The following is a 24,599-nucleotide window of genomic DNA, read 5'->3' on the forward strand; positions in this document are numbered from 1 at the left end:
TCCTTATCCATCGGCTGCCAAGCGTCCATAAGATGACGCCTACCTGCCTGTTTTTTCCATAGGCAACCAGATCAGGTACATTGATGGCATCCTTCGGATGGGTGATGTCCCAGGTAGACCGGGACCATCCCCATCGAGGATGATGTATTCCAGACCGAATCTGGCTGCAAAGTCGATATAGTATTTATAAGTTTCGTTATTGATACCGAACGGAAGTCAACACCATAGATATTATTATCATTCCACCAGTCCCACGCCGCTTTCCCGGGTTTAATCCAGTCTGTTTCTTTGAGGATATTCGGTGATGCCAGCTGATAAACAAGGTTGTTTTCGATTAGTTCCTTATCCTCGTTGGCTACCATGATCAACCGCCATGGGAAAGACCGGTTGCCATTCGTTCTCGCAATGTAATCAGCCGTTTCTTCTATTTTGGTCACCCTATCCCTGACCAGACTTTCTTTCAATATTACTTTGGGAAAGCCACTGGTAATCTTATTACTGCCTGTACCAAAGAAAAACAGATTAGAATAATCCAGCAGATCAGCTTCACTGAAAAGCATTTTTGTACCCGAAGATGAAGACATATATAGCGGAAGGCCGCAATGTTGTTCATGTGAAAATGAAGCCAGTGTAGTGTCTTTAAACAGCAACTCGAAATGGGAAAGGAATTGTTGTTTTCCTCTACGCCCCATAACACACGGTTGTTGTCCGGAAACAGATAATCGACGATCTCATTTTTAACATTGATGGAGTCTTTAAAATGTGTTATCCATCTGTAGGCAACTCCATTGTCATAAGCCCGGAAAACAATTGTATGGCCACTTTTGAGATCTATTGTAAGCTCATTGTAAATATCGCTTATCACACTTTGTCTTACAGCAACAAGCGGATGTAGAAGCTCATTTTTAGTAGTACGCTTAGTTGATTTTACACGTTCGTCGAACCCTATGTAAGCGTTGTTTTCTATGTCAATACCTGCTATAGCACGTTGGAGTAAAATTTTCTTTCCTTTTGTCAGCCGCCACGACAGACTATCTTTTGTATTGATCTCGATAGTTAAGTTATTATCAGGAGATTTCAGCAGTATAACTGACTGAGGTAATGCGTTCACTGAAAATAAACTGCATATACATATCAAAAATCCCTTTAAATACTTATGCCGGATCATGCTAAATAGTTGTGTTTTAAAACGTCAGGTGAATCTCGTCTGGTACTTCCAAAAATAGCATCCATTTATACCAGTACTTACCCACATATTAACCGATGAAAGACGGAAATTAACTTACTGCAGATATGGTTAATAACAGGTGAATATCTGCGCAGGCTTAGTTAAATACAATGAAATGCCGACTTATTATGAGGGGTATTTTAGTATTCATTAACCCAACTAAAGATGACAAATTTATCTGCTGTCTCACTGTAGCAATCAGTACACTTTTTTATTCCTGTGCTAAAAAGAATATGGCTGAACCATTGGCATCGGTTAAGCGGCTTGCTCCTGTGAAAAAGTATATATTCCGAAAGTGATCTGGAATGTACCCAATAACAATGATTATAATAATGACGCCAGTCTTTATAGCAACCAGCGACGGGTAGAATCGGCGGATTTCGTTGCATTCTGGGCGAAGGATTTTGGCGCTACTCCGGCTGCTAACACTGATCCTGCAAAGCGATTTGATATTACACAGATCCTGAATGAGTGTGAACGCTTTTTCCAGTACTATGCGGATACGCTGAAATTTGTTGATAAAGGCAGGTCTGTTTCAGATAGTCTGAAGGCACTGATATATGTTACTAATTCTACTGATGGCACTGCATATGGAGGCGGTGCCGAGAATAAGGTAGGCATACTGTGGGTAACGCCTCCCCGCATTAATACCTATCCGTTTGGCGCCGTTGCGCATGAGTTAGGACACGTATTCCAGTATTATGTACAGTCGGACGGGAATTGGGGCTATTCCAGTTCTCCGCAGGGAAGTAATGGTCAGACGATATTTGAAATGACTTCGCAGTATATGCTCTGGCAGGTATATCCGCAATGGCTGACTTTTGAGAATTATCATTTACAGGCATTCATGAAGTATACCAACTATGCATTTCTGCATGAGATCAACCAATACCACTCTCCTTTTGTATTGGAGTACTGGTCAGATAAACGGGGAAAGGATTTTGTTGCGAAATTATGGAAAGGCGCCACGCGTGGAGAAGATGCGGTGACAACTTATAAGCGGCTTACCCAGATTAGTCAACAGACATTCAATGATGAACTGTTTGATGCATACAGAAAATTTATCACATGGGATATACCAAGGATCAGGAGCGTGGCCGCTCAGTATGCGAATCAGCATATTTCCAAGCTCAATGCTGCTGCGAACGGCTGGTATACGATCAGTCCGGATGTATGTCCGCAGAACTATGGATATAACGCTATCAGATTAAATGTACCTGCAGCCGGTACGACTGTTCGTTTACAGTTTAGAGGCATTGCCGGACAGACGGGATTCAGAAGTATTAAAATTGATAAAGCCGGATGGCGATATGGATTTGTGGCAGTGAAAACAGATGGCAGCCGTGTTTATGGGAGTACTTATAGTAATGCCAACGGAGAGGTCAATTATACTGTTCCCGCCAATACTGCTTTCCTGTGGTTAGTGGTAAGCGGTGCGCCTTCTGAGCACTGGGAACATTTAAATGATAATAATGATAGCAATGATGAACAATGGCCTTATCAGATAAAGCTGGAAGGAACGACTATCAATAGCAGTTTTATTCAGTAACTTGTTATTAGTAATCAGTAGTCTGACTATACTCATCTTACGCTAATGCTACGTTTTAAACGTAGCATTAGCGTAAGATGAGTATAGTCAGACTATATCTTAAGCCTTCTCATATGTGGCAGGATATAATTTCCTGAACATAACGTAGGTTACAGATAAAACGGTAAATGCAATGATTGCATCAATTGTTGCTGCGAAATTAAGTACAGCCAGTTTGGAGAAGAATGCAAAAGTAATGTCGAAGAACATGCCTGCAAATACCCATTCTTTCAGTCGGAGCAGTTTCTCTGGCGTTAATAGCACGACAACACCGGCGATCTTGGCAACGCCCAGAATATAGATGAAATGTGGAGGATAACCCAGTTGTACGGTGATGTCCCATACGATCGGGTTGTGAGTTAATTCAAAGAAGCCGCTTGCCCCGAACCATAAAGACATGAATACTGCACCTATCCAATAAATTAATCTTGTTGTTTTTGCGTTCATGGTATTGTTGGTTTTAGTTGTTTTGTGTAATTGTTTGTTTGATGACACAAAGATGTTCTAAAACCCATGGCCGGCACAGTAGTATCTGTTGAGGTGGACAAATGAGGTGGGCGACCAGACAATCCGGTACGTCAACGTATATAGTACAGCTACCCGGATATAAAAAACCCACGGTATTATACCGCGGGTCTGACTTAAAATAAACACAACCAAAAAGGCAGGCCAGCTTTCGCCGGCCTGCCCGATCTGCTATACAGCCAAAACTTTTTCCTGTCGTTTCTTAAACTCCGAGAAATTGTAGCCTGTCTCTTTCTTGAATAACTTGCTGAAGTAGCAGATATCCGTGAACCCTAAATCCCATGCGACTTCTTTCATGCTGGCGTCTGAATACGCAGCATATCGCTTGGCTTCAAGTATTACACGTTGGCGGATATGGTGACCAGCGGTATACCCCGTGGCCTTCTTTATAGCTTCGTTCAGGTAACTGGGAGTAACGCACATTTGCTCTGCGAATTCAGACACTTTCTTGTATGTTCTGAAGTTCTGGTCTACCAGCTGAATAAAACGTTTCGCCTGTCTGACGTTATGATGTTGCTGGGTCACCGGTTGCTGACTGTGCGACTGGCGGGACATATGTATGAATAGTATGTTGAGATAACGACTCAGAATATCCGGGCTGTAGAGCTGCTGATGACTGAACTCCTGAATGAGTTTGTCCATGATGGATTGCATCTCCTGACGGATTTCCTGACTGTATCTGATATTAGCGGATTGTATGAGGACCAGAAGCAGATCTGCATGATATACTGAGTTATACTCCTGGAGGAAGAGTTCATTGAAACGGATGATGTAACCGGCTGAATCGTCATCATCATCAATAGAAAAATGATGTGTCTGATTAGGCATGATACAGAATATCTGATCGCCCTCAGGAGAATAAGTTTGCATGTCAACTTTTAGAAAACTGTTGCCAGATACGGTCCAGATAATTTCTATAAGGTCATGAGCATGTGGGGTATTACCGTTGAATTCACGGTTATTGCTGATCTGTTCGAATGTATAGATTTCAAAGAATGGTTTCGCGGTGGTCATAACATCAGTATTTGAGCGTTAAGGAGGAGGATTTTTAGAATGCCATTTCTTTCAGTGTGATGGCGTAGCGACAAGTCTTATATAGGCTGGCATAGTGAAGATGCCCGTTGTATTTTTTGCCATTGATGAAGATCGTAGGAGCAGTATCTACACCACTGCGTTTTGCACCTTCATAGTCATTGATGATTTTATGAAATACTTCCCGGTGCTTTCTGCCTTCTTCGAAGAAAGCCATATCCACACCAACGGCAGATGCGAGATAAGGAAATATACTGCGTGATAAGCGTGATTGGTTTTCGATGATAATATCATGCATTTCCCAGAACTTATTGTATTTGGCAGCTATTTCTGTGGCGATGGCTGCATCCAGTGACAGCGGATGTTTATCAGGTGCCGGATAGTGCCGGAATACAAATTTCAGTTCATTACCCATGATGCTGCGAAGGTGTTGGATCGCTGGATATATAGAAGCGCAGGTTGTATTATGCAGATCAGCGTACATCACCAACTCAACAGGGGCAAATGGATCTCCCTGATAGTGATCGCGAGCGGCGTTAAATATAGGACGTAGCATATGGGTCGCTTTAGATTTTAGTGAATTAATTGCTTGCTGTAAGTGTTGATATAAAACTACTTTAAATGAAAGGCGAAGGGAAGTGTCGTTCGCTAAACAGGCAAAAACTGTCGCTGTCGGAGGAAACTTAAGGGCACAAAAAAAGAGCAGTAGTGAGCTGCTCTTTTAAATGACTGGGTTAACATTACACCTGTGAGTAAAAATCTTCTGCCTCCTTTATTGCATTGTCTGTAAATGATTGCAACAGATCAATATGAAGCTGTAATGGTGGAGTGATGACTGGTGCTGATTCCAGCTCATCCAATGTGGGAGATAGGCGCTCTGTCAGCCCCATAATAGAAATGGTGGTTTTCAGATTGTGTGCCGTACTTCTTAATGTTGTGATGTCGTTGTTGTCAAATGCGTTTTGTAACTGTGCCAGTTCAAGTGGCATTGCGTCAATAAACTGTCTGGTTACTTTCTTCTCATAGACCTTATTGCCCTGACTGATCTCTTTCATGTAATCCAGATTGATATATTGATAAGCTGGTACTGCTAAAGGAACAACCGGTGCCGGTTTATCCTGTCTGACATTGGAGATGGCAGCAAAGCGATTGATCAGCTGATAGAGTTCTTTTTCATTGATGGGCTTGGAGATGTATTCATTCATCCCGTTGCTCAGGCATTTTTCCCTTTCTCCTGCAAGTGCATGCGCAGTCATAGCGACTATCGGCACTTCCAGTTTCATCTCTTTACGGATGACGCGGGTGGCGGTATAGCCATCCATCTCCGGCATCTGGATATCCATTAATATCAGGTCATACCGGTTCTTTTTCAGATAGTCAATTGCCTCCATTCCATTACCTGCCATATCAAAAGGAAGCTCCCATTCTGTAAACAGATGTTTCATCAGACTGCGGTTCATCTCATTATCATCTACAACCAGTATTTTGACGTCATTGTTGTTGGTGATTCTGAACTGACTGATATCTATGCTATCCGGTATCGGCATTTGTCTGGATGCAATGGCATAAGGAATGAAGAACCGGAATGTAGTGCCTTTACCGGGTTCACTTTCAACGCTGATATCTCCCCCTTGTAATATAACCAGATCTTTTACGATAGAAAGTCCCAGCCCCGTACCACCATATTTTCTGGTGATAGAATCTTCCGCCTGATTGAAACGGTCGAAGATAGAGGCCAGTTTATTTGGCTCAATGCCGATGCCTGTATCTGTGATGGCGAATGCCAGTTGAATAATATTACCATCGCTTTGTCTGTTGCTGACAGAAACGACGATACTGCCCTTTTCAGTGAACTTTAAGGCGTTCCCGATCAGATTTACCAGTACCTGCGTCAGACGGGTAGCATCTCCGATAAGTGTATCGGGTACATCGGAAGCAATCTCCCCTTGTAATAAGAGTTTCTTTTCCTTTACTTTTTCGCTGAATAGTGTCTGTATAGAATGTAGCAATCCGCGTACACTGAATGGATTGGATTCTATTCTGACCATACCGGCTTCGATTTTGGAGAGGTCCAGTATGTCGTTGATGATCGTCAGCAGATTTTCTCCTGCCTTCTGGATAGACCCGACAAACTCAGTAGAAGAGTCATCCAGTTTTCTGGATTTTAAGAGGTTTGTAAAGCCCAGAATGGCATTCAGAGGTGTCCGGATCTCATGACTCATATTGGTCATGAAGTTCTCCTTGATCATGGCTACCTCACGGATCTTCTTTTCGGATCTGTCCAGCTCCAGTATCAGCTGTTGCTGTCTGCGGATTCTGCTCATCACAAACCAAAGCATACCGGCTGCTGTCATGAGGATGAGGCAAATCAGGATAATGCCCCAATTTCTTGCCCTTCTGCTGCTTTCATTGATGCTATTGCTTAGTTCCGTCATCACGTGCTGACGGCTATCGTAGATTTTTCTGGTCACAGAACTGATCTCATTAGAGATCTCTCTGGCACGTGGATTGGCGATCAGACTGGTATCGTCCATTCTGCCGGTACGGAAAAATTCATGCATCAACTGGTTCTTGTTGTGCAATTTCAGCCCTGCGAGGTATTGCAGGCGTTCTATATACATGACGGCACTATCGTCCGTATTCATCTCCTTCAGAGTATCGACAAACGCTTCTACCTCATTAATTTTGGCGTCTACCCCTTCAATATGGGAAGTATCGTCAGTGGCTATCGCAGCCCTGATTCTCGATTCCACCCAGATGATATCCCGTTCGAGTTCCCGCAGCTTATTGCCTGCCTGAAGTTCCCGCAGGAGCTTCTGATTACCTTTGATCAGCTGATCAATGTTTTTGGAGGAATTATACTGTATAAAAGCCAGTATAAGCGTACCAATCAGGAACGCGGTAAGGATCAGGTATGTAAAGCGGTTGTTATTCATGTCAATCCGTAAAAGTCATATACCAGGAGCGCCCTGTCGGGCAGCTTTCGCCAGACAGGCAAAATCGGTCGCCGGGACCCCTATTCGATTAGTTGGGTCACAGTACGTTCATGCGCTTATTAAGCGCCTTACGGTAGGCATCTGCTACCGGCAGACTCTTCTCCCCTATGAGAACGGCTCCGTCCTGCAGGGTGTCTATTTTGTCAATTGCCACCATATAGGAACGGTGTATTCTCAGGAAACGGGACGCCGGCAGGCGTTCTTCCAGAGAACGTAAAGATGTATGTACGGCAAAGAACTTCTTGGCAGTGAATAACTTAACATAATCCCCCATCGCCTCGGCATAGAGGATTTCCTCCAGTTTCAGTCTTCTGACAATGTTAGAATCCCGGATGAAGATAAATTCATCATTCTCCCAACGGATCTCTTCTTTATTACTTTCAACTACCTGTCTGGCTTTTTCTATTGCCTGCAGGAATCTGCCCGGAGTGATGGGTTTGACGAGATAGTCGGCTACATTTAGTTCGAATGCCTCTACCGCGTACTCTTTTTTGGAAGTAGTAAAGATGATCACAGGTTTTTTATTACCCATGTTCTTAATCAGTTCGAGTCCGGACATTCCCGGCATTTCTATGTCCAGTAAGAGCAGGTCTACACTATTGTCCTGAAGATAGTTATAGGCATCAATGGCATTTCCGCACTCACAGGCAACAACAACGCCTTTGATCTGGCTGGTTAGTTCCAGCAATGTGCTTCGTGCGATGGCATTGTCGTCAATAATAAGTGTGATCATATAGGTTGCTAATGCTGATTTGATTTATATAGTGTGTCTTTGATAAGTGAATTTTGTGCCAATAGATAACTATTTGATTGTGAATAATATGGAGTTTGGTTCCATGTGACGATTGGCGAAATATCGTTAATCCACAAAGAGAATAGTTATTTTATGATCGTTAAGCAGTGTAATAAGGCCCCGCTATAGTTCATTACAGGTTGATCCGCATATCTTTAGAGACGTCGGCAATGGGACAAAAGACAGCACAATTTTAATACAAAATAAGCTAAAGTCAGCATTCGTTCTACGCTGATCACAGGTAGAATTCGATAATAAGCAGGAATAGGAGCGAATAACGTGGAAAACAGGGATAAAGAAAAGTTCATTGTAGAACGTCTAATCATCCCGCACGATCGCAGGTAAAGTTGCTCCTCCCCTTGTGATCTTCACGTTAACGTTATCAACAAGATCTGCCTCCCCGGACATTCTTGTTGTAGCCATCACAGTTTTTTGAAAAACGAGGATGTGTGCTGTGTTGGTAATATCTTTCCGTCTTGCTTCTGCAATGTCCATCAGGACGCTTACATGAATCATATGATCTGATTTTAATGTACGATTTTATTTGCGCAGGAGGTACTTGCGAAGGCGTGAGGTTTTGCCCGAAAGGTAAAACCCATTCCCATGATGTACCCCATTGCTTCTTTCAATGCATCATTACTCCTGAAGTTCGGATTGGTGTTGATGTCAGCATGTACTTCCATATCCACATTGTATGCTGTGAAAATGTTGCATAATGAGTAAGCCACTTCAATACTTCTGCCCACTTCTTCCAGCATCCTTTCTTTGATGCTCATTTTTCGTTGTGTACTGAAGTTGTGGATGTACATGAATCCTCCTTTACCTTTCCGGAGAAAAACGATAACGGTAGCGAATTCAGTGATTCGTCCCTTTACCTGGCTATCAGTACCGATACACACTTTGAGATCATTACCTGCTGCTCTTTCAGTGATCAGCATTTCAGTGATTTCATCTGCTATAGGCCGTTGTATTTCGTCGCCGTTAAGCCGTCTCCATTTGTTGATGTGTTGCATTGCTATGTCATATTTATTACTAATAATTTTTGTGGGTGTCAGGGGGACTCGAACCCTCATCTCCCGATTCACATTCGGGTATTCTGCCCTTGAATTACTGACACCGTTTATATGTTTCCGGACTCAGATTCGAACTGAGAACATCACAGTCAAAGTGTGATATGTTAACCATTACACTATCCGGAAAAAATGTTGATCTGACCGGATTTGAACCGGTAGCCTGCTGCGTATAAGGCAGTTGCTCTGACCGTTGAGCTACAGATCAATGAATATGTAGGCGCATACGAATCCCTTATGCAGTATGCATTTGCCGGGTACAAGACACACCTTCTCCACCACGGGATTTCAATTCCTGTGCAGATGATGATATTAAAAAACCCGGCCGTTACAACGACCGGGTTTTTAATATCTGAACTGAATACAGCTATTGCTTTTTCAGTCTATAAAAAATCGGTTCGTTGATAAATGGGTCTCTCTGGATCATAGCCCACATACAGCCACGCGCAGCGTGTCAACCCGTTTTGCTGGAGGCCTTCGCTGATGTGTTTGAATCGTATGGACATTTTTCGTGTATGCATAAAATCTGAATTGGGTGAAAAAAGAAAAGCCCCGCAATTGCTTGCAGGGCTTGAGTTATATCGAGTTAGTTTATTTAACTAATTGATAGCATAAGCAGCCCTGCGCGCCCCGTAGTCCTCAATCGGACTAAACGAGCCTTTGCAATCTATATGTAGCTGTATGCGTAACATTGTTTGTTCTTGTGTTTTGATTTAACGGTGCAAAGATGAAACTATTTTTTTAATATTAGCATTTTCTGTAAGAAAATTTTTAAAAAAAATATACCTTGTTTCACACAAGAAAATAATCACTCAAATGACGCTCGGGCAACTGCAAACAACAACAACAGATCTGCTGTTGAAATCTATCAGTGGCAGCAGGGCACAACACTTACACTCCCCTACTTCAGATACAGATATCAGAGGAATTTTTGTGCTGCCTGCGAAAGAACTGTATGGATTGAACTACACCACACAAGTGGCAAATGAATCAAATGATGAAGTGTATTATGAAGTAGGTCGCTTCATAGATCTGCTTACTAAAAACAACCCTAATATTATTGAGTTGCTGAGTACACCGGATGATTGTGTACTCTTTCGTCATCCCCTGATGGATAGCATTAAAGCAGCAGATTTTCTGTCCAGACTATGTAAAGATACTTTTGCAGGTTATGCTGCTTCGCAGATCAAGAAAGCAAAAGGTCTGAATAAAAAGATACATCGTCCGATGGAGCCGGCACGTAAATCCATTCTGGACTTCTGTTATATCATTGCCGGTAATGGTAGTATTCCATTGAAGAAATGGTTGGCTAATAATGGATATACACAGCAGGAATGTGGCCTTACACAAGTAGATCATTTCAGAGATGTATATCTTCTTTTTCATCAGCAACAGCTCACAGATGGCACATACCTGAAAGGAATTGCGTCAGGCGATAGCGCCAATGATGTGCAGCTCAGTTCCATTCCGATCGCCGTGCCGCATCTGGCCGTTATGAATTTTAATAAAGATGGTTATTCTGTTTATTGTCGTGAATACCTTGAATACTGGGAATGGGTGGAAAAACGAAATGATGCCCGTTATCAGAATACAATGAGTCATGGCAAAAATTATGATGCCAAAAACATGATGCATACATTCCGTTTGCTGAGTATGGCGGAAGAAATCGCTACAGAACAAAAAGTGAATGTAAGACGTACAGACCGCGAATTTCTATTACAGATAAAAGCGGGTGCTTTTGAATATGATGATCTGTTAAAAATGGTGGACGAGAAAATGGAAAAGATGGATGACCTTTACGCCCGTTCTGGTTTGCCTGATACGCCGGATCTGAAAAAAGCAGAAGAGATATTGGTAAATATCAGAGCATCTTTTTATAGACATAGTATATGAACGCAGCCTTACATCAACAAGAAATAGCAGAGCGAGGGTTTACTGTCATTGATGGTATATTTACGTCCGGAGAAGTAGCTACATTGCTGTCATGTATTCAACAGGCGGATACATCAAATGATACTTTCCGCAAAACAAAGGACCTCTTTGCTATCCGTCAATTTCTAAAAGAGATACCGGGAGTAGTGCCCGCTGTATTTACTGATAAACTGAAAGAGGTGATCAGCCGTTTGTTCGGCGAAGGGTATTATCCGGTGAAATCTATTTACTTTGATAAGCCGGGAGACTCTAATTGGTTTGTCTCTTATCATCAGGACCTGACCATTTCAGTCAAAGAGAAAGCAGACGTGAACGGCTTCGGACCATGGACAGTAAAACAACAGCAATATGCGGTACAACCTCCGCTGCATATTTTGGAGCAGAACTTTACGATTCGTATACATCTTGATAATACAGACGGGCAGAATGGTGCACTGAGGGTTGTACCCGGCTCTCACAAAAAGGGTATCTACAGGCCCGAAACAATTGACTGGACCACGGAAACAGAAACGACCTGCGATGTACCGGAAGGTGGTATCATGATTATGCGTCCTTTGTTGCTACATGCCTCCAGCAGGACGACCAATGACCATAAACGCCGGGTGATTCATATTGAGTTCAGCGATCAATCATTGCCGGCACCTCTTCAATGGTCTGAGTTACTGCAATAACCGCTGCTTATATTTTCGGATAAAATAGATAATACTGATAATGGTTCCCGCAATGCCTATACCACCTGCTATTAATACGAGATGGGTATAGAATTGCAACCAGTCTGTCTGTATCCGGAACAATGATTTCGTTAATAATACCCCTACACTGCCGAGATATCCGAATGAATCTGCCAGATAGATCAGAAATCCTACATTCCCCGAAAAACGAAACGTCGCAATGAAACGGTCGAATAAAATACTGTTGAAAGGAATATATACCATAAACAATCCCAGCCCTACCAGTATCATCCACATATATAACGAAAGACTATGTTGGAGATAAGCGAGCGTTGCTATAAGAGATAGAATAAATCCTAATAGCATAATGATCTGTGTCAGCAGGAATGCATGATAATTATTCTGTAGAAATATCATAGACGCAATCATCACAAGAATAACGAGTGAAATAATCGTTTCCGTTTGTGTGAAGGTGGCAGCATTGTAAGCCACTCCGGACACCCGCCACATATCTGCCATAAAGCTGTCTCTGACTTCCCGTAGTATAGTGACCAGTATATAAATAATAATCAGCGCGAGTAATCCGGGGAAAAATTCGCTCAACAGCTTTCTTCTTTCCTTTGCCTGCATAGGTAAACGATGCATACGCATGGCTTCATCTCCGGCATCAGGTGGGGGTATCTTTTCCAGCAGGAAAATGAATACAATCAAGGGTAAGAGGAAAATAGCCCCGACGCTAAAAGGCATCCAGTATTCGGTGATGTGCAATGATTGCATTACCCACTGTGCAGTAGACTTTGCCAGTCCGGAGGCAAAGATGAAGCTGACAGCCAAAGCTGCACTGATCAGGTCTGTCGTTTTCCGTCCTTCTACAAATGAGAATACGACACCCCACAGCATCCCAAGCGGAAATCCGTTCAGAAACAGACACCACGCGTTATATGGCGGAGGTATCAGGGCAAACAGTAACCAGGATAGCCAGGAAATCCCGACCAGCAATAATATCAGCTTGCCTCTGCCCACCCGTTTCATTTCGGATATAAAACGAATGCCGTAGAACTTGCTGCTCATATACCCTGCTACCTGCGTGATGACAAGAATGATCTTATAATCAATTCCCAATAGACTGTACCCCTGATAAGCGGCTACATTGAACGCTTTTCTGAATGCAAAAATGCAGGTATATGCCGCAAAAGCGACAAATGCGGAAAACAGGGCTACACCAAGTTGCCGGGAAGATAAGCGGGTAGAGACTGGTTGATGCAAGGATAACAGGTTGATTCCTGTTAAAAATAACAATTAATTGCGCTCCAGGAACACAGCCTTTTCCTGTATAGGAATCTGTTTTCGGAAAGAGGATTTGAAGCCGCCATTGACAATATCTCCTTTGATAGTCACCATATAGCGTTTCGTATGGAGTTTGCTTGTATTGAAGGTAAAAGTGAAATGTTGGTCCTGTTTCAATGGTTCCAGCATTTTCGATTTACAGGGAAGTGCGTTATAGCAGGATGCCTGATAATTACTGCCATCTTCTCTGACAGCAACCGGGAGGACCGGTGTGGCATTGCCCGGAGAAATATTGATCTCAAGATTGTTCAGGTATACCGCCTCGCGGATCCCCTCGAAACTAAGTACGACATCCAGTTCATTATTGTTTTTGACCAGAATTTCCGGAACGGCGGCAAAATAGGGCGCTATAGTAGTATATGCGTCAGTTCGATCGTATAACACGATCGTATCCAATTTGTACGCCAGCAGGAAGTAACTACAGATGGCGGTAGTGGTTACAATAAAGATGGTAATGCCGTATTTGAGCATAAGCTAAAAATATCACTGATTACCGGTAATGCAAATCCCTGAAAACAGGGGTTTTATGCAAAAAAGAAGGGATGATCCTCATCATCCCTTCTTAGCTGGTACGAATATCTGTTTTAGCTGTCCGACTATATCACCTCCGCTTACCGAGATACTACTGATTTTATCAGCGATCTTTTCTACGTATTCCATTTCTTTCAGCTTGAATAACATTTCATTTTCTTCCATCAAACGTGCTGTATTCAGCAGGCTGCGCGTACTCGCTGTTTCTTCCCTTCGCATGATACTGTTGGCCTGTGCTTTCTTTTCAGCGATCAGTACCTGATTCATGATCTCTTTCACATCGCCTGGCAGTATGATATCGCGGATACCACAGTCAAGCAGGGTTACACCCAGCTGAAATGCTTTATCCTTTACGGCATTCATCACCATTGGCGATATATCGTCACGTTTATCCAGCAGTTCGTCGAGCGTATAACTGGATATCTGTTCTCTCAGGGCTAACTGCAGTAATACATACAGCTGTTTTTCGTAATCCTTGTTCTCCAACAGTTTGTAGATATCAGCGTTGCTGTATCGTACAGTGAAGTTAAGGCGGATATTTGCCTTGTCTTTTGTCAGGATCTCCTGACCATTGATCTCCAGCTGGGCCTGACGGATATCTGTTTTATACAGGGTCATTACCGCTGTATTCTTCCAGAAATAATGTATACCTGCTGCCAGTTCTTTATTGAACTTACCATCGACATAAAGTATTGCTTTCTCGTAGTTTTCTACGTTGAAAACTCTCAGGTATGCCTGTAATTCAGATTTTGCCAGTACCGCGCGGTCAATCGCTTCGGTAATCTCATATTTGGAAAGGTCGGCCATTACGACTTTACGTTTTACCAGTCCTTTCCAGTAGGCATACTGACCGGCTGGCAGAGCTGTTTTAATCAGTCCGTTTTCAAATACCAATGCCAGTTGTTCCTGTTCAACGGTGATAATTTCCAGTCTTTCTGCCAGGTCTTTATGCGCCAGCAGTAAATTTAGGTCAATGGAAGGCTGGAATGGCTTTGCCAGGTCGCAGATTGAATAGGTACGTTCTACGGCTCCTTTCCAATAGGCGTATTTACCGGTATTCAATACGGTTTGCAATAGGTTATTTTCATATACCAGACCAATTTCCTGCTGTTTGATGATCAGTACATCCAGCATGCCGGCCAGTGCTTTATTTTGCAGCAATACGTTCAGGTCAGTGGCAGGCTGGAACGCTTTATACATATCATAGATATCGTATTTACGTTCTACCAGTCCTTTCCAGAAGGCGTATTTACCATGTGTCAATACAGTATACAGCTGACCATTTTCGTATACCAGAGCAACTTCCTGCTGGTTGACAGTAATGACATCCAGCGCATCTGCCAGGTCTTTATTTTGCAGTAATATATTCAGATCAGTAGCAGGAGTGAATGGTTTGAACATATCACATAGCACAACGTCTTCTCCGGATTTCTTCCAGTGGCTTCCTTCATTTAACAGCTTCACGTAACGATTTTCTTTGAAAACCAGTCCTTTATGGTATGCTGCTATTTTTACTCGTGATATCATAGTTGATTAATTTAAGGTTAATAGGGTATTATTTATACTGACTCCTGCGATTTGTTAATGAATAAATTAATAGGATCAGCACCGTTAAAACTGGTACCTGCGGAAGCTGGCTTAAGTTGGTGGCGGTGTAACGTGATGCAGGTGATGATAACCGGTGTGCTACATAGTACAGGGATATCAGGGGTATAGGGATGAACCGGTTACCAGCCGGCTATCAGTTACACGTTCAGCAACGGTATCTGCCTTTTTCAAGGCGGTAGCAATCGGATATAATAGCCTTTTGCTATCGATCCAGGTTGCTGATCCTGTTGTGTGAGGCGCATTGATGTAAGGCAGTTTCGCCATCTGCCTGGCTTGTTTTTCTGTTTCAAAGAAAATGAACCTCAAGGGTTCGTTGCTAATCCATTGCTCTACCCTCTGAGCTATCCTGTTTCCAGGAACAGGAATCGAACCTGTGACCCATAGATCCCTCGCTATCATTGCTCTACCAACTGAGCTACCCTGTTTCCAGAGACAGGACTCGAACCTGTGACTGATTGATTGCGCAGCAACAATTACGACCTGCTTTGGAAGCATATTACCATCCATCGGAGGCAATACTACGGGGCTCTCAAAAACCCTCATCCGGCCCGCCACAGTATCTGTAATTGTGTCATCAACGATGACAATACAAATGTGAAGCTCATGTGCGCACTTTTTTTGCGCATTAGAATTTTTTTTCTACTTTTTGAAAAAATAGTCTGCATGCCCGTTAATAAGAATGCCCTTATCCGTTACAGAACAATAGATGCCTGTCTCCGCAACCGCAGGCGTAAATGGACCTTGCAGGACCTGATCGATGCTGTCGGAGATGCCCTGTACGAATATGAGGACATTCACAAAGGGATCAGCCGCAGGGCCATTCAAATGGATCTGCAGGCCATGCGTAGTGATAAACTGGGATACAGTGCGCCTATTATTGTCGTGGATAAGAAGTACTATACCTACGAGGATCCGGAGTATAGTATCACCAATATACCTTTAAGTGAGGTGGACCTGAGCCGGATGAATGAAGCTGTGGAGGTGCTGAAACAGTTTAAGGGTTTTTCTCATTTCAATAGTCTCAATGAAGTGGTGCAGAAACTGGAAGACCATGTATATGCAGCTTCGCATAATACGCGTTCCGTTATAGAATTTGAAAAGAATGAACGGCTGAAAGGACTGGAACATCTGGAGCTGTTGTACCAGTCCGTTGTACAGAAAAAAGCGATCCGTATGGCTTACCAATCTTTCAAAGCCAAAACCGGTAACTCATTTGAGTATCATGTATGGTGGCTTAAAGAGTTCAAAAATCGCTGGTTTGCTGTAGGCGTAAAGGGAAAATCGGACCAGATCTACCACCTGGCATTGGACAGAATATCAGAATTAGAACTTTTGGACGGCCCTTTGTATATTGAGAATGAACATATAGAACCAGTAGATTATTATAAGCATGTAATAGGTGTAACTGTTTCTGATAATGTGCGTCCACGAAATGTTAAATTACTTGTCAGCCATGAACATGCTCCTTACATACTTACAAAACCCATGCATCACTCCCAGGAACTCCTGGAGAGCCGGGAAGATGGTATCATTATTAACCTGAAGGTCCAACAGAATTTTGAACTCGAAAGAGAAATTCTGGGTTACGGTGATGGTATGATCGTGCTAAGCCCACATTCTCTCCGGGACAGAATTCATAAAAAATTCCAGCGGGGCATACAGAATTACGATGACCCTGAACTGTTCCACAAATCTGAAAAATGAAATCGAAGCTTATTTGTTTGTTATTGCTGTTTGCGTGTAAAATATCATTTGCCGGATCCTCCCGGGATAGTTTATTGGACAGGCTGAATCAGACAATTGAAAATGCACATGTTTATGATGCGGACAGGGTTAAGCAAATCAATGTCTTAAGACAGGCATTGTCAACCAGCAGGCATTTGTCCACAGAAGAACAGTTTAATATATGCCAGCAACTCTATGAACAATTCAAGGTTTTTAAATATGATTCGGCTTTTGCCTATGCCCGGAAGTTACAGGAGCTGGCGAAGCAAATGAATGATTCTCAACGGGTAAACTATGCCGTTGTTAAACTGGGATTTGTGCTGCTGTCTTCCGGTATGTTCCGTGAGGCAGGCGATTACCTGTTGACTGTCAATGTTCATTCACTACCTGACACCGCACGGGCTGAATACTACTCCCTGATGGGACGTTATTATTATGATATGTCCGATTATAGCAGTGATACCTACTTCGCTCCTTCCTATACCCGGCAGGGAAATATTTACATTGATTCTGCACTGATGCTATATAAACCTCATTCCTTTAACTACGACTATAGTTATGGATTAATGTATCAGAAGAAGCAAATGTTGGATAGTGCGAAGTACTATTACACCCTCACGGTGGCCCATCAGGACCTGACCATGCACCAACAGGCTATTGCTACTTCCTCTCTTGGTAATATATATATACGTATAGGCAAACAGGACAGTGCTATTACTATGATGACCCGGGCGGCAATGGCAGATATTATGTCCAGCACCAAAGAAACAACGGCTATGTTTATCCTGGCAGAACTGTTGTTTAAGGAACGTGATGTTAAACATGCCTCCCGTTATATAGAATATGCTGTTGCGGACGCCTCTTTCTATGGTGCCCGGCTGAGAAAAGTGCAGGTAAGTGCGATACTTCCGATCATTGAGGTGGAAAAGATCAATACGGTAGAAGCACAGAAAACCCTCCTTTTTGTTTACTCTACGATCGCTACCCTGTTATTGCTGGCACTTATATGGCTGGCAGTGATCATCTTCCGCCAATATAAAAAGTTACAGGCAGCTCAGCAGGTTATTACTTCTGCCCATGCTTTGCAACAGGAAATCAACTATAAGCTGATGGAAGCAAACAAGATCAAAGAGGAATATATAGGCTATTGTTTTCAGATCAACTCTTCCTACCTCGACAAAATCAAAAAGTTCAAAAAGCTGGCTGATCAGAAATTGACAGATAATAAATATGCCGAGGTCAGGTATCTGGTAAATAATATAGATCTGAAAGAAGAAAGAGATGAGTTGTTCCGGAATTTTGACCGTATCTTCCTGAAAATATTTCCCAACTTTGTAATGGTCTTCAACTCCTTCTTTAAAGAAGAGGACCGGATCAGACTAAAAGATAACGAACTACTAAACACCGATCTCAGAATTTTCGCACTGATCAGGATAGGAATCAGCGATAATGTAAAAATTGCCCAGATTCTTGAATATTCAGTGAATACTATTTACACTTACAAAACGAAGATCAAAAACAAGGCTATTATACCAAAAGAAGAGTTTGAAGAGCGATTGATGGACATCAAAGCCCTCTGAAAATTGCTCTGAAATGTTAAGAAAACCCGGTTATTATCGTTATATATAAATAACGATAATATAAATACAATGCATTGTTAATCAGTAAATTATTGCTTATGGAAACACGTTTTAACTCAATATTTTCTATATAAGGACCATATAAATTGTTAACCTGTTTCAGGCAGGCTTACTTTGACTTATCGACCGCAGCCGTAATCTATCCGACGCCGTTGAAACCAGTGAGACCACGTTACGATCAATGTCAGAAAAAATCCGTTATGAATCAAAAATGCCCAGCCCTAATTCAACCAGGTCAGGACTTATAGTGTGACATTATCCACGTTGATGATATGCCATCGGCGCAAAAGAAGTATTCCACGTTTGGCAGGCCGCCAGGCCTACCGGACCCATTCATGCAGGCATCATTATTCCACAAAACCAATAAAAACTGATCTATGACCAATCTTCTATTCCGCAAGGTGCGTCTGTTATGCTCGTTATTACTGCTTATTGCAGGTATAGCCAGCGCACAGACCAAACCCGTGACCGGTAAGATCACGGATGAAAATGGTAGTGCCGTTCCGGGCGCCACTGTGCAGGTAAAGGGTACCAGCACAGGTACAGCTACCGGGGCGGACGGTACATTTAAACTGAATGTGCCTGCCACTGCTACCACACTGGTCGTTTCTTTCGTCGGCTATGTGCAACAGGAAGTTCCCCTGGCCGGCAAATCAGACTTTTCCATCGCATTGGTACCTACCAGCACTACCCTCACTGATGTGGTCGTGGTAGGTTATGGTACCACCCGTAAAAAAGATCTCACCGGTTCAGTGGTGTCTATTAAATCCGCTGACTTTAACCGTGGTATTGTTACTGCACCTGATCAGCTGATTCAGGGTAAAGTAGCCGGTCTCATGGTGATCGCCAACAGTGGTGCGCCAGGTGGTGCTACTACGGTAAGGATCAGAGGTAACTCTTCCGTAAGGACAGGGAACCAGCCATTGTATGTAATAGATGGTATGCCACTGGATGGTCGTACCGCTAAGCCTTCTGTTAGCGCCAACGGTCTTGGTCAGACGCCGGATGCTAACCCTCTGAACTTCATCAACTCCTTTGATATTCAGTCAATGGACGTATTGAAGGATGCCTCTGCTACTGCCATCTACGGTGCAAGAGGTGCTAACGGTGTGGTAATTATCACGACTAAGAAAGGTGCTGTAGGTGCTCCGCGTCTGGATGTCAACTATTCTGCCGGTATGAGTAAGATCCTGAAAAAGCTCGATGTACTGAATGCCGATGAGTACAGAAGCGCATTGAAGCAATACAGCCTTACCGGTGGCGATGAAGGTTCCAGCGTAGACGCTATGGAAAGTATTCTGCGTACCGGTACTACTCACAATGTTAACGTAGGCGTTAGCGGCGGTAATGAAAACGGCGTTTACAGGGCGTCTTTCGGTATGCTGGATCAACAGGGTATCGTTAAGAAAACCGGTCTGAAGAAATATACTGCCAACCTGAACGGTCAGTATAAACTGATGGAAAACAAAAGATTAGGTCTGGATTACTCCATTCAGGCAGCACATACCACCGAACAAATCGCTCCGATCACCAACAACGCTGGTTTTACCGGTAGTTTGATCGGTCAGGCCCTCCAGTGGAATCCAACTCTTGCACTGCATAAGCCTGATGGCTCATTTAATATCCTGGGTGAAGGTTCTGCTATTAACCCTGCCGCGATGTCAGCGGCTTATGATGATAAGGTAGATATCAATAGCATCGTAGCCAACATCTCGCCTTCTTACAAGATCACTAACGATCTGGAATATCGTTTCACTTATAGCATCAACCATCAGGTGGGAGAAAGGGAAACCCAGATAGCCTCCTTTATCAACATTGCTCAGGTAATGAATAATGGACAGGCTTATTATGGTACCACTACCCTGACTTCTCAGTTGATGACACATACCCTGAATTATAGCAAACAGATCACCCCGGCATTATTCCTGGGTGCTGTGATCGGCTATGAGCGTCAGAAATTTGATTATAAAGGAAGAAATCTGGGCGGACTTGGTTTCACGACAGATGTTCTGAAGTATACTGATATCCTCCAGAACCCTTCTCAGACTAATACCTTTATCAACTCCTTCCGCAATCCTCAATCTCAGCTTCAATCTTATTTTGGTAGAGCGAACCTGAACTTTCTGGACAAATACCTGTTGACAGCTACCCTGAGAGCAGATGGTTCCAGCAAGTTTGGGTCTAATAACAGATATGGTTATTTCCCGTCTTTCGCCGCAAAATGGAATATCAGTAATGAAGCTTTCCTGAAAGACAACAAAACCATTAACCAGTTAGCACTGCGTGTAGGCTGGGGTATCACCGGTAATCAGGAATTTCCTGCAGGTGCTGCACAGGAACAGTATACGCTTAATTCAAATGGTGGGGCCAGTCTGAGCAATGTGGCCAACCCTAACCTGAAATGGGAAAGCTCTAAACAGCTGAACGCCGGTATCGATTATACCTTTTTTGGTGGCAGATTATACGGTAGTGTGGATTACTTCCATAAAAATACCTCCGATCTGCTGTTCAACTTCCCGGCTATCCAGCCAGCACCTGCTTCCAACTACTGGATCAACCTGCCGGCTAACGTGATCAACAAGGGTATTGAAGTCGTATTACGCGGAGATATCGTTGCAACCAAAGACTTCAACTGGAATCTCGGTGTCAATGCTACATTCCTGAAAAACAGACTGGAGAATTATGATGGTCCGCCGGTGTTAACAGGTTCTATCAGCGGTCAGGGTGTATCTGATGCATATGCCCAGCGTCTGGCAAATAATGAAGCACTCAACACATTCTATCTCAGAAGATTCGAGGGATTTGATGCTAATGGTCAGGGTCAGTACACAGACGGTGGTAACACCCTGTTCTTCAAAGGAGATCCGAATCCTAAAACCATGTTGGGTATCATCACTGCTGTGAATTATAAAAAATGGGCATTGAATGTGAGTGCGCACGGTGCTTACGGATTTGATGTCTATAATAACACTGCCAACACCGTACTGCCGCTGAATAACCTCGGTTCAAGGAACGTGGCTAAAGACGTGATAGGTACAAAAGAAAATCTCTCCAATCCGATTACAGTATCCAGCCGCTATCTGGAAAAAGGCAATTTCATGAAATTGGATAATGCCACTATCAGTTATAGTATCGGGAACATAGGTAAGGTGATCAAGAATGCATCCATTTACATCACCGGACAAAACCTCTTCATCATCACGAAGTACTCAGGATTTGATCCGGAAGTGAATACGGATAAAAGTATCAATGGCGTAACCTCTTTTGGTATTGAGTATTCCCCTTATCCTACCGCCAGGAACTTTCTGGCAGGCATCAATTTCTCGTTATAATTCACTGATTTAAAAACTACTACTATGCGATTGAATAGAATAGTCATCATATTATCACTTGCATTCGGATGTGGATTATCTTCCTGCTCTCTTGATGAGCAGCTGGGATCTACACTGACACGTGAGCAGGCAGATTCACTGATTGAAGTGCCAGCGTTGCTGGTATCTGCCTATAATGGTCTTCAGTTACCTTATCAGGATCAGTCTAACTTCTGGGCTCTGCAGGAAATGACCGCAGATGAAGCCGTAGCCCCTACCCGTGGTGGCGACTGGGATGATAATGGTGTATGGCGTGCACTGAAACTGCACAACTGGACGCCAGATCATACTTATATCAGTAATACCTTTTCAAATATCCTGCAGTTGCAGTTCCTTGCTTCTAATGTGCTCAGCTTCAAGCCTTCCGCACAACAGGCAGCTGAAGCGCGTTTCCTTCGTGCATATGCGATGTATACGATTCTGGATGGATGGGGACAGGTACCTTTCCGTAATCCGGGAGATACATTGCTGAATGCACCAAGGGTGATGAATTCAACAGAGGCTACTACTTATATTATCGGTGAACTGACCGAGATAATAAATGTACTCGATGAAAACGTGCCTGCTTACACCGCCAATAAAAATGCAGCAAGGGCACTGCTGATGAAGTGTTATCTGAATAAAGGAGCATTTGCCAACAGGCAGTCGCCTACATTTGAGGCTGCTGATATGCAGAAAGTGATCGAACTGGCAGATGCCATCACCGCCAGCGGTAAGTATAGTCTTACCAACTACTTTGACAATTTTGCTTATAATAATGATGCAGTGTCAAAGGAAAACATCTTCACACAGCGTAATGGACCAGGCTTCAGTACTGTCAGAAGCGGTAACGCTGTGTTCTGTCACTGGGCACCTACCCTTCACTACAATCAGGACCCAAGCGGATGGAATGGATATGCAACTATTTCTGATTTCTATGACAAGTTTGAAGCAACAGATGTGCGTCGTGGTGGCGCTTATCCCGGTGTTACAGACAAGAGTGGGCTGAAAGTAGGTTTCCTCGTAGGCCAGCAGGTAAATGCAGCAGGTACGCTGTTGAAAGACAGAAAGGGTAATTTATTGATCTTTACCCGTGAACTTAAATTACAGGAAACAGATCCGAATACGTTGGAAGTAACCGGTATCAGGGTTGTGAAATATCCACCGGATATGACGAATAATGAAACCAAGGGAGGCAATAATGCGAATAACGATTATGTATTCCTTCGTTATGCAGATGTACTGTTGATGAAGGCGGAGGCATTATTGCGGACATCCAATGCCAGTGGTGCGCTTACGATCGTTAATGACATAAGAGCACATCGTAAGGCGAGCGTCTGGACCTCTATCGATCTGGATAAACTGATAGATGAAAGAGGACGCGAACTGTACTGGGAAGGCTGGCGCAGGGAAGACCTGATCCGTTTTGGTAAGTTCCTGGAACCATGGCAGCTGAAGCCATCAGATAATCCTAAAAACCTTTTGTTCCCAATACCCACTAAAGACCTGGCTGTTAATAAAAACCTTAAACAAAACGACGGCTACTAGTTATTCTTCAGGAGAGACTGTGTGATACAGTCTCTCCTGATTTTTTTACATGTGCCCGCGTGTCTGATTGATCATGCGTATGATCATAAAGGACATGGTATGTTCAGAGATATAATATGTTCCTGTTACTAACCCTTAATAAAGTTTCCCATGCATTGAAATTTACATCTTACACTGATGTAGCGTGATTGTAAATACTGCGTTTATCACATCATCATGAAGGGGGGATATGTTTCTGCCGTTGCAGTGACCTGTGGGCAGACATAAAGATAGTGCAGTTTGGAAATGTGGTGGAATTTTGATGCAGCTTATTGCCCGGTTGGGGGTAGAGATTGGTTACCTCCACCGGGAATAGGCATTTTATGAACAATGATGTAGTTATTTTTTTGAAAACCCGTCTGTAATAATTCTTAGGTCAGGTCTGTTTGTCTGCTTTTTTAAAAAGATTGTTCAGTCATATCTTCACTACTGAACGAGAAATACGCTTTCATATGTTGATAAACGTTAGTTGTTCAGTGATGAACGGCAATGAATATCATTATTGGTCCATATTCTGACTCCTACATATTTTTCCGCTGAAACCCTTACTGCTGTTTAAACTGAATGAAATGAATATCATTGTCTTAATGAATGTAATGATGTGAGGTTAATTAAAAACAGCACTTTACTTTTGTTCTGTCATGCAAATATGAATGGCAGAATAATAATAGTTTTTCAGTTAACCATATCAGTAAGAAGATGCAACAACTTATATACCTGTCAATACAAACGAAATATTACGCTAGCTATAAATTGTTACAAGGGATGATGTGTTATATCATAGGAGTAATGCGAAATGCCTGATGATTATAGGAGCCGCGAGGTTGCTTTGTTTTTCATAGTTATTTATTTAGGGGTTAAACAAACATTGTATACCGGGTATCATTCCTGATACCTGGCTTTTAAATCTTTGTTCTGGCAATTCATTTGTTCATTGTAGGATTTCACATAGTAGGTAATGTTTGGAGTTAATAGA

18 protein-coding genes, 2 tRNA genes and 3 pseudogenes are annotated in these 24,599 nt (G+C 42.9%); 7 read left to right on the top strand and 16 right to left on the bottom strand.

Annotated features, from left to right (window positions below):
* Nucleotides 1–71 precede the first annotated feature (71 nt).
* Nucleotides 72–692: a glycoside hydrolase family 97 N-terminal domain-containing protein gene (locus FEF09_RS32690; protein WP_146303800.1), complete on the bottom strand. Its 621-nt coding sequence runs from the start codon at nucleotides 690–692 to the stop codon at nucleotides 72–74.
* A gap of 44 nt (nucleotides 693–736) precedes the next feature.
* Nucleotides 737–1,168: pseudogene (locus FEF09_RS34660) on the bottom strand (glycoside hydrolase family 97 N-terminal domain-containing protein); the annotation flags it as partial.
* Nucleotides 1,169–1,511: 343 nt separating this feature from the next.
* On the opposite strand from FEF09_RS34660, the pseudogene FEF09_RS03510 reads away from it, so the two are divergent.
* Nucleotides 1,512–2,777: pseudogene (locus FEF09_RS03510) on the top strand (DUF6055 domain-containing protein); the annotation flags it as partial.
* Nucleotides 2,778–2,876: 99 nt separating this feature from the next.
* Here the strand turns inward: FEF09_RS03510 and FEF09_RS03515 are convergent.
* The 9 genes from FEF09_RS03515 to FEF09_RS03560 form a co-directional block, all read right to left on the bottom strand.
* Nucleotides 2,877–3,263 (bottom strand): DoxX family protein, encoded by a 387-nt coding sequence (locus tag FEF09_RS03515; RefSeq protein ID WP_146303805.1) that lies wholly within the window; start codon nucleotides 3,261–3,263, stop codon nucleotides 2,877–2,879.
* Between the two features lie 249 nt (nucleotides 3,264–3,512).
* Nucleotides 3,513–4,355, bottom strand: coding sequence for an AraC family transcriptional regulator (locus FEF09_RS03520; protein ID WP_146303807.1), 843 nt, complete (start codon nucleotides 4,353–4,355; stop codon nucleotides 3,513–3,515).
* Nucleotides 4,356–4,389: 34 nt separating this feature from the next.
* Nucleotides 4,390–4,929 carry a DsbA family protein gene (locus tag FEF09_RS03525; protein ID WP_146303809.1) on the bottom strand — a complete coding sequence of 180 codons (540 nt, stop codon included), beginning with the start codon at nucleotides 4,927–4,929 and terminating at the stop codon, nucleotides 4,390–4,392.
* A gap of 184 nt (nucleotides 4,930–5,113) precedes the next feature.
* Nucleotides 5,114–7,309, bottom strand: coding sequence for an ATP-binding protein (locus FEF09_RS03530; RefSeq protein WP_146303811.1), 2,196 nt, complete (start codon nucleotides 7,307–7,309; stop codon nucleotides 5,114–5,116).
* Nucleotides 7,310–7,406: 97 nt separating this feature from the next.
* Complete coding sequence (locus FEF09_RS03535) at nucleotides 7,407–8,102, bottom strand: LytR/AlgR family response regulator transcription factor (RefSeq protein WP_146303813.1); 696 nt, start codon at nucleotides 8,100–8,102, stop codon at nucleotides 7,407–7,409.
* 378 nt (nucleotides 8,103–8,480) lie between these two features.
* Nucleotides 8,481–8,678: a hypothetical protein gene (locus FEF09_RS03540; protein WP_146303815.1), complete on the bottom strand. Its 198-nt coding sequence runs from the start codon at nucleotides 8,676–8,678 to the stop codon at nucleotides 8,481–8,483.
* 11 nt (nucleotides 8,679–8,689) lie between these two features.
* Nucleotides 8,690–9,175, bottom strand: coding sequence for a ribonuclease H-like YkuK family protein (locus FEF09_RS03545; RefSeq protein ID WP_146303817.1), 486 nt, complete (start codon nucleotides 9,173–9,175; stop codon nucleotides 8,690–8,692).
* A 33-nt stretch (nucleotides 9,176–9,208) separates the two neighbouring features.
* Nucleotides 9,209–9,280: transfer RNA gene (locus FEF09_RS03550), tRNA-His, on the bottom strand.
* A gap of 87 nt (nucleotides 9,281–9,367) precedes the next feature.
* Nucleotides 9,368–9,440, bottom strand: a tRNA-Ile gene (locus tag FEF09_RS03560).
* A gap of 608 nt (nucleotides 9,441–10,048) precedes the next feature.
* On the opposite strand from FEF09_RS03560, the gene FEF09_RS03565 reads away from it, so the two are divergent.
* The gene (locus FEF09_RS03565) at nucleotides 10,049–11,125 is read left to right on the top strand and encodes a DNA polymerase beta superfamily protein (RefSeq protein ID WP_146303819.1); all 1,077 of its coding nucleotides are present in this window, start codon (nucleotides 10,049–10,051) and stop codon (nucleotides 11,123–11,125) included.
* The gene (locus FEF09_RS03570; protein ID WP_146303821.1) at nucleotides 11,122–11,835 is read left to right on the top strand and encodes a phytanoyl-CoA dioxygenase family protein; all 714 of its coding nucleotides are present in this window, start codon (nucleotides 11,122–11,124) and stop codon (nucleotides 11,833–11,835) included. Before FEF09_RS03565 ends, FEF09_RS03570 begins: the two co-directional genes overlap by 4 nt.
* On the opposite strand, the gene FEF09_RS03575 is transcribed toward FEF09_RS03570, so the two are convergent.
* From FEF09_RS03575 to FEF09_RS03590, 5 genes and pseudogenes are all read right to left on the bottom strand, one after another.
* Entirely contained in the window at nucleotides 11,824–13,101 is a 1,278-nt protein-coding gene (locus tag FEF09_RS03575; RefSeq protein ID WP_146303823.1) for a DUF5690 family protein, read from the bottom strand. The two genes, FEF09_RS03570 and FEF09_RS03575, sit on opposite strands and share 12 nt — an antisense overlap.
* Before the next feature lie 33 nt (nucleotides 13,102–13,134).
* Nucleotides 13,135–13,653 (bottom strand): hypothetical protein, encoded by a 519-nt coding sequence (locus tag FEF09_RS03580; protein ID WP_146303825.1) that lies wholly within the window; start codon nucleotides 13,651–13,653, stop codon nucleotides 13,135–13,137.
* 81 nt (nucleotides 13,654–13,734) lie between these two features.
* Entirely contained in the window at nucleotides 13,735–15,240 is a 1,506-nt protein-coding gene (locus tag FEF09_RS03585; protein WP_261387315.1) for a slipin family protein, read from the bottom strand.
* A 177-nt stretch (nucleotides 15,241–15,417) separates the two neighbouring features.
* A complete protein-coding gene (locus FEF09_RS30590; protein ID WP_186774181.1) occupies nucleotides 15,418–15,585 on the bottom strand; it encodes a hypothetical protein in 168 nt (55 codons plus the stop codon).
* 89 nt (nucleotides 15,586–15,674) lie between these two features.
* Nucleotides 15,675–15,746 (bottom strand): annotated as a pseudogene (locus FEF09_RS03590).
* 238 nt (nucleotides 15,747–15,984) lie between these two features.
* Here FEF09_RS03590 and FEF09_RS03595 point away from each other — a divergent pair.
* The 4 genes from FEF09_RS03595 (at nucleotide 15,985) to FEF09_RS03610 (ending at nucleotide 23,584) form a co-directional block, all read left to right on the top strand.
* Nucleotides 15,985–17,025, top strand: coding sequence for a helix-turn-helix transcriptional regulator (locus FEF09_RS03595; RefSeq protein WP_146303827.1), 1,041 nt, complete (start codon nucleotides 15,985–15,987; stop codon nucleotides 17,023–17,025).
* Entirely contained in the window at nucleotides 17,022–18,626 is a 1,605-nt protein-coding gene (locus FEF09_RS03600) for a DUF6377 domain-containing protein (RefSeq protein ID WP_146303829.1), read from the top strand. Before FEF09_RS03595 ends, FEF09_RS03600 begins: the two co-directional genes overlap by 4 nt.
* A 437-nt stretch (nucleotides 18,627–19,063) precedes the next feature.
* Complete coding sequence (locus tag FEF09_RS03605) at nucleotides 19,064–22,018, top strand: SusC/RagA family TonB-linked outer membrane protein (protein ID WP_146303830.1); 2,955 nt, start codon at nucleotides 19,064–19,066, stop codon at nucleotides 22,016–22,018.
* 24 nt (nucleotides 22,019–22,042) lie between these two features.
* The gene (locus FEF09_RS03610; RefSeq protein WP_146303832.1) at nucleotides 22,043–23,584 is read left to right on the top strand and encodes a RagB/SusD family nutrient uptake outer membrane protein; all 1,542 of its coding nucleotides are present in this window, start codon (nucleotides 22,043–22,045) and stop codon (nucleotides 23,582–23,584) included.
* Nucleotides 23,585–24,599: the final 1,015 nt, after the last annotated feature.

It is taken from the genome of Chitinophaga pinensis (assembly GCF_007896845.1).
GTDB lineage: Bacteria > Bacteroidota > Bacteroidia > Chitinophagales > Chitinophagaceae > Chitinophaga > Chitinophaga pinensis_C.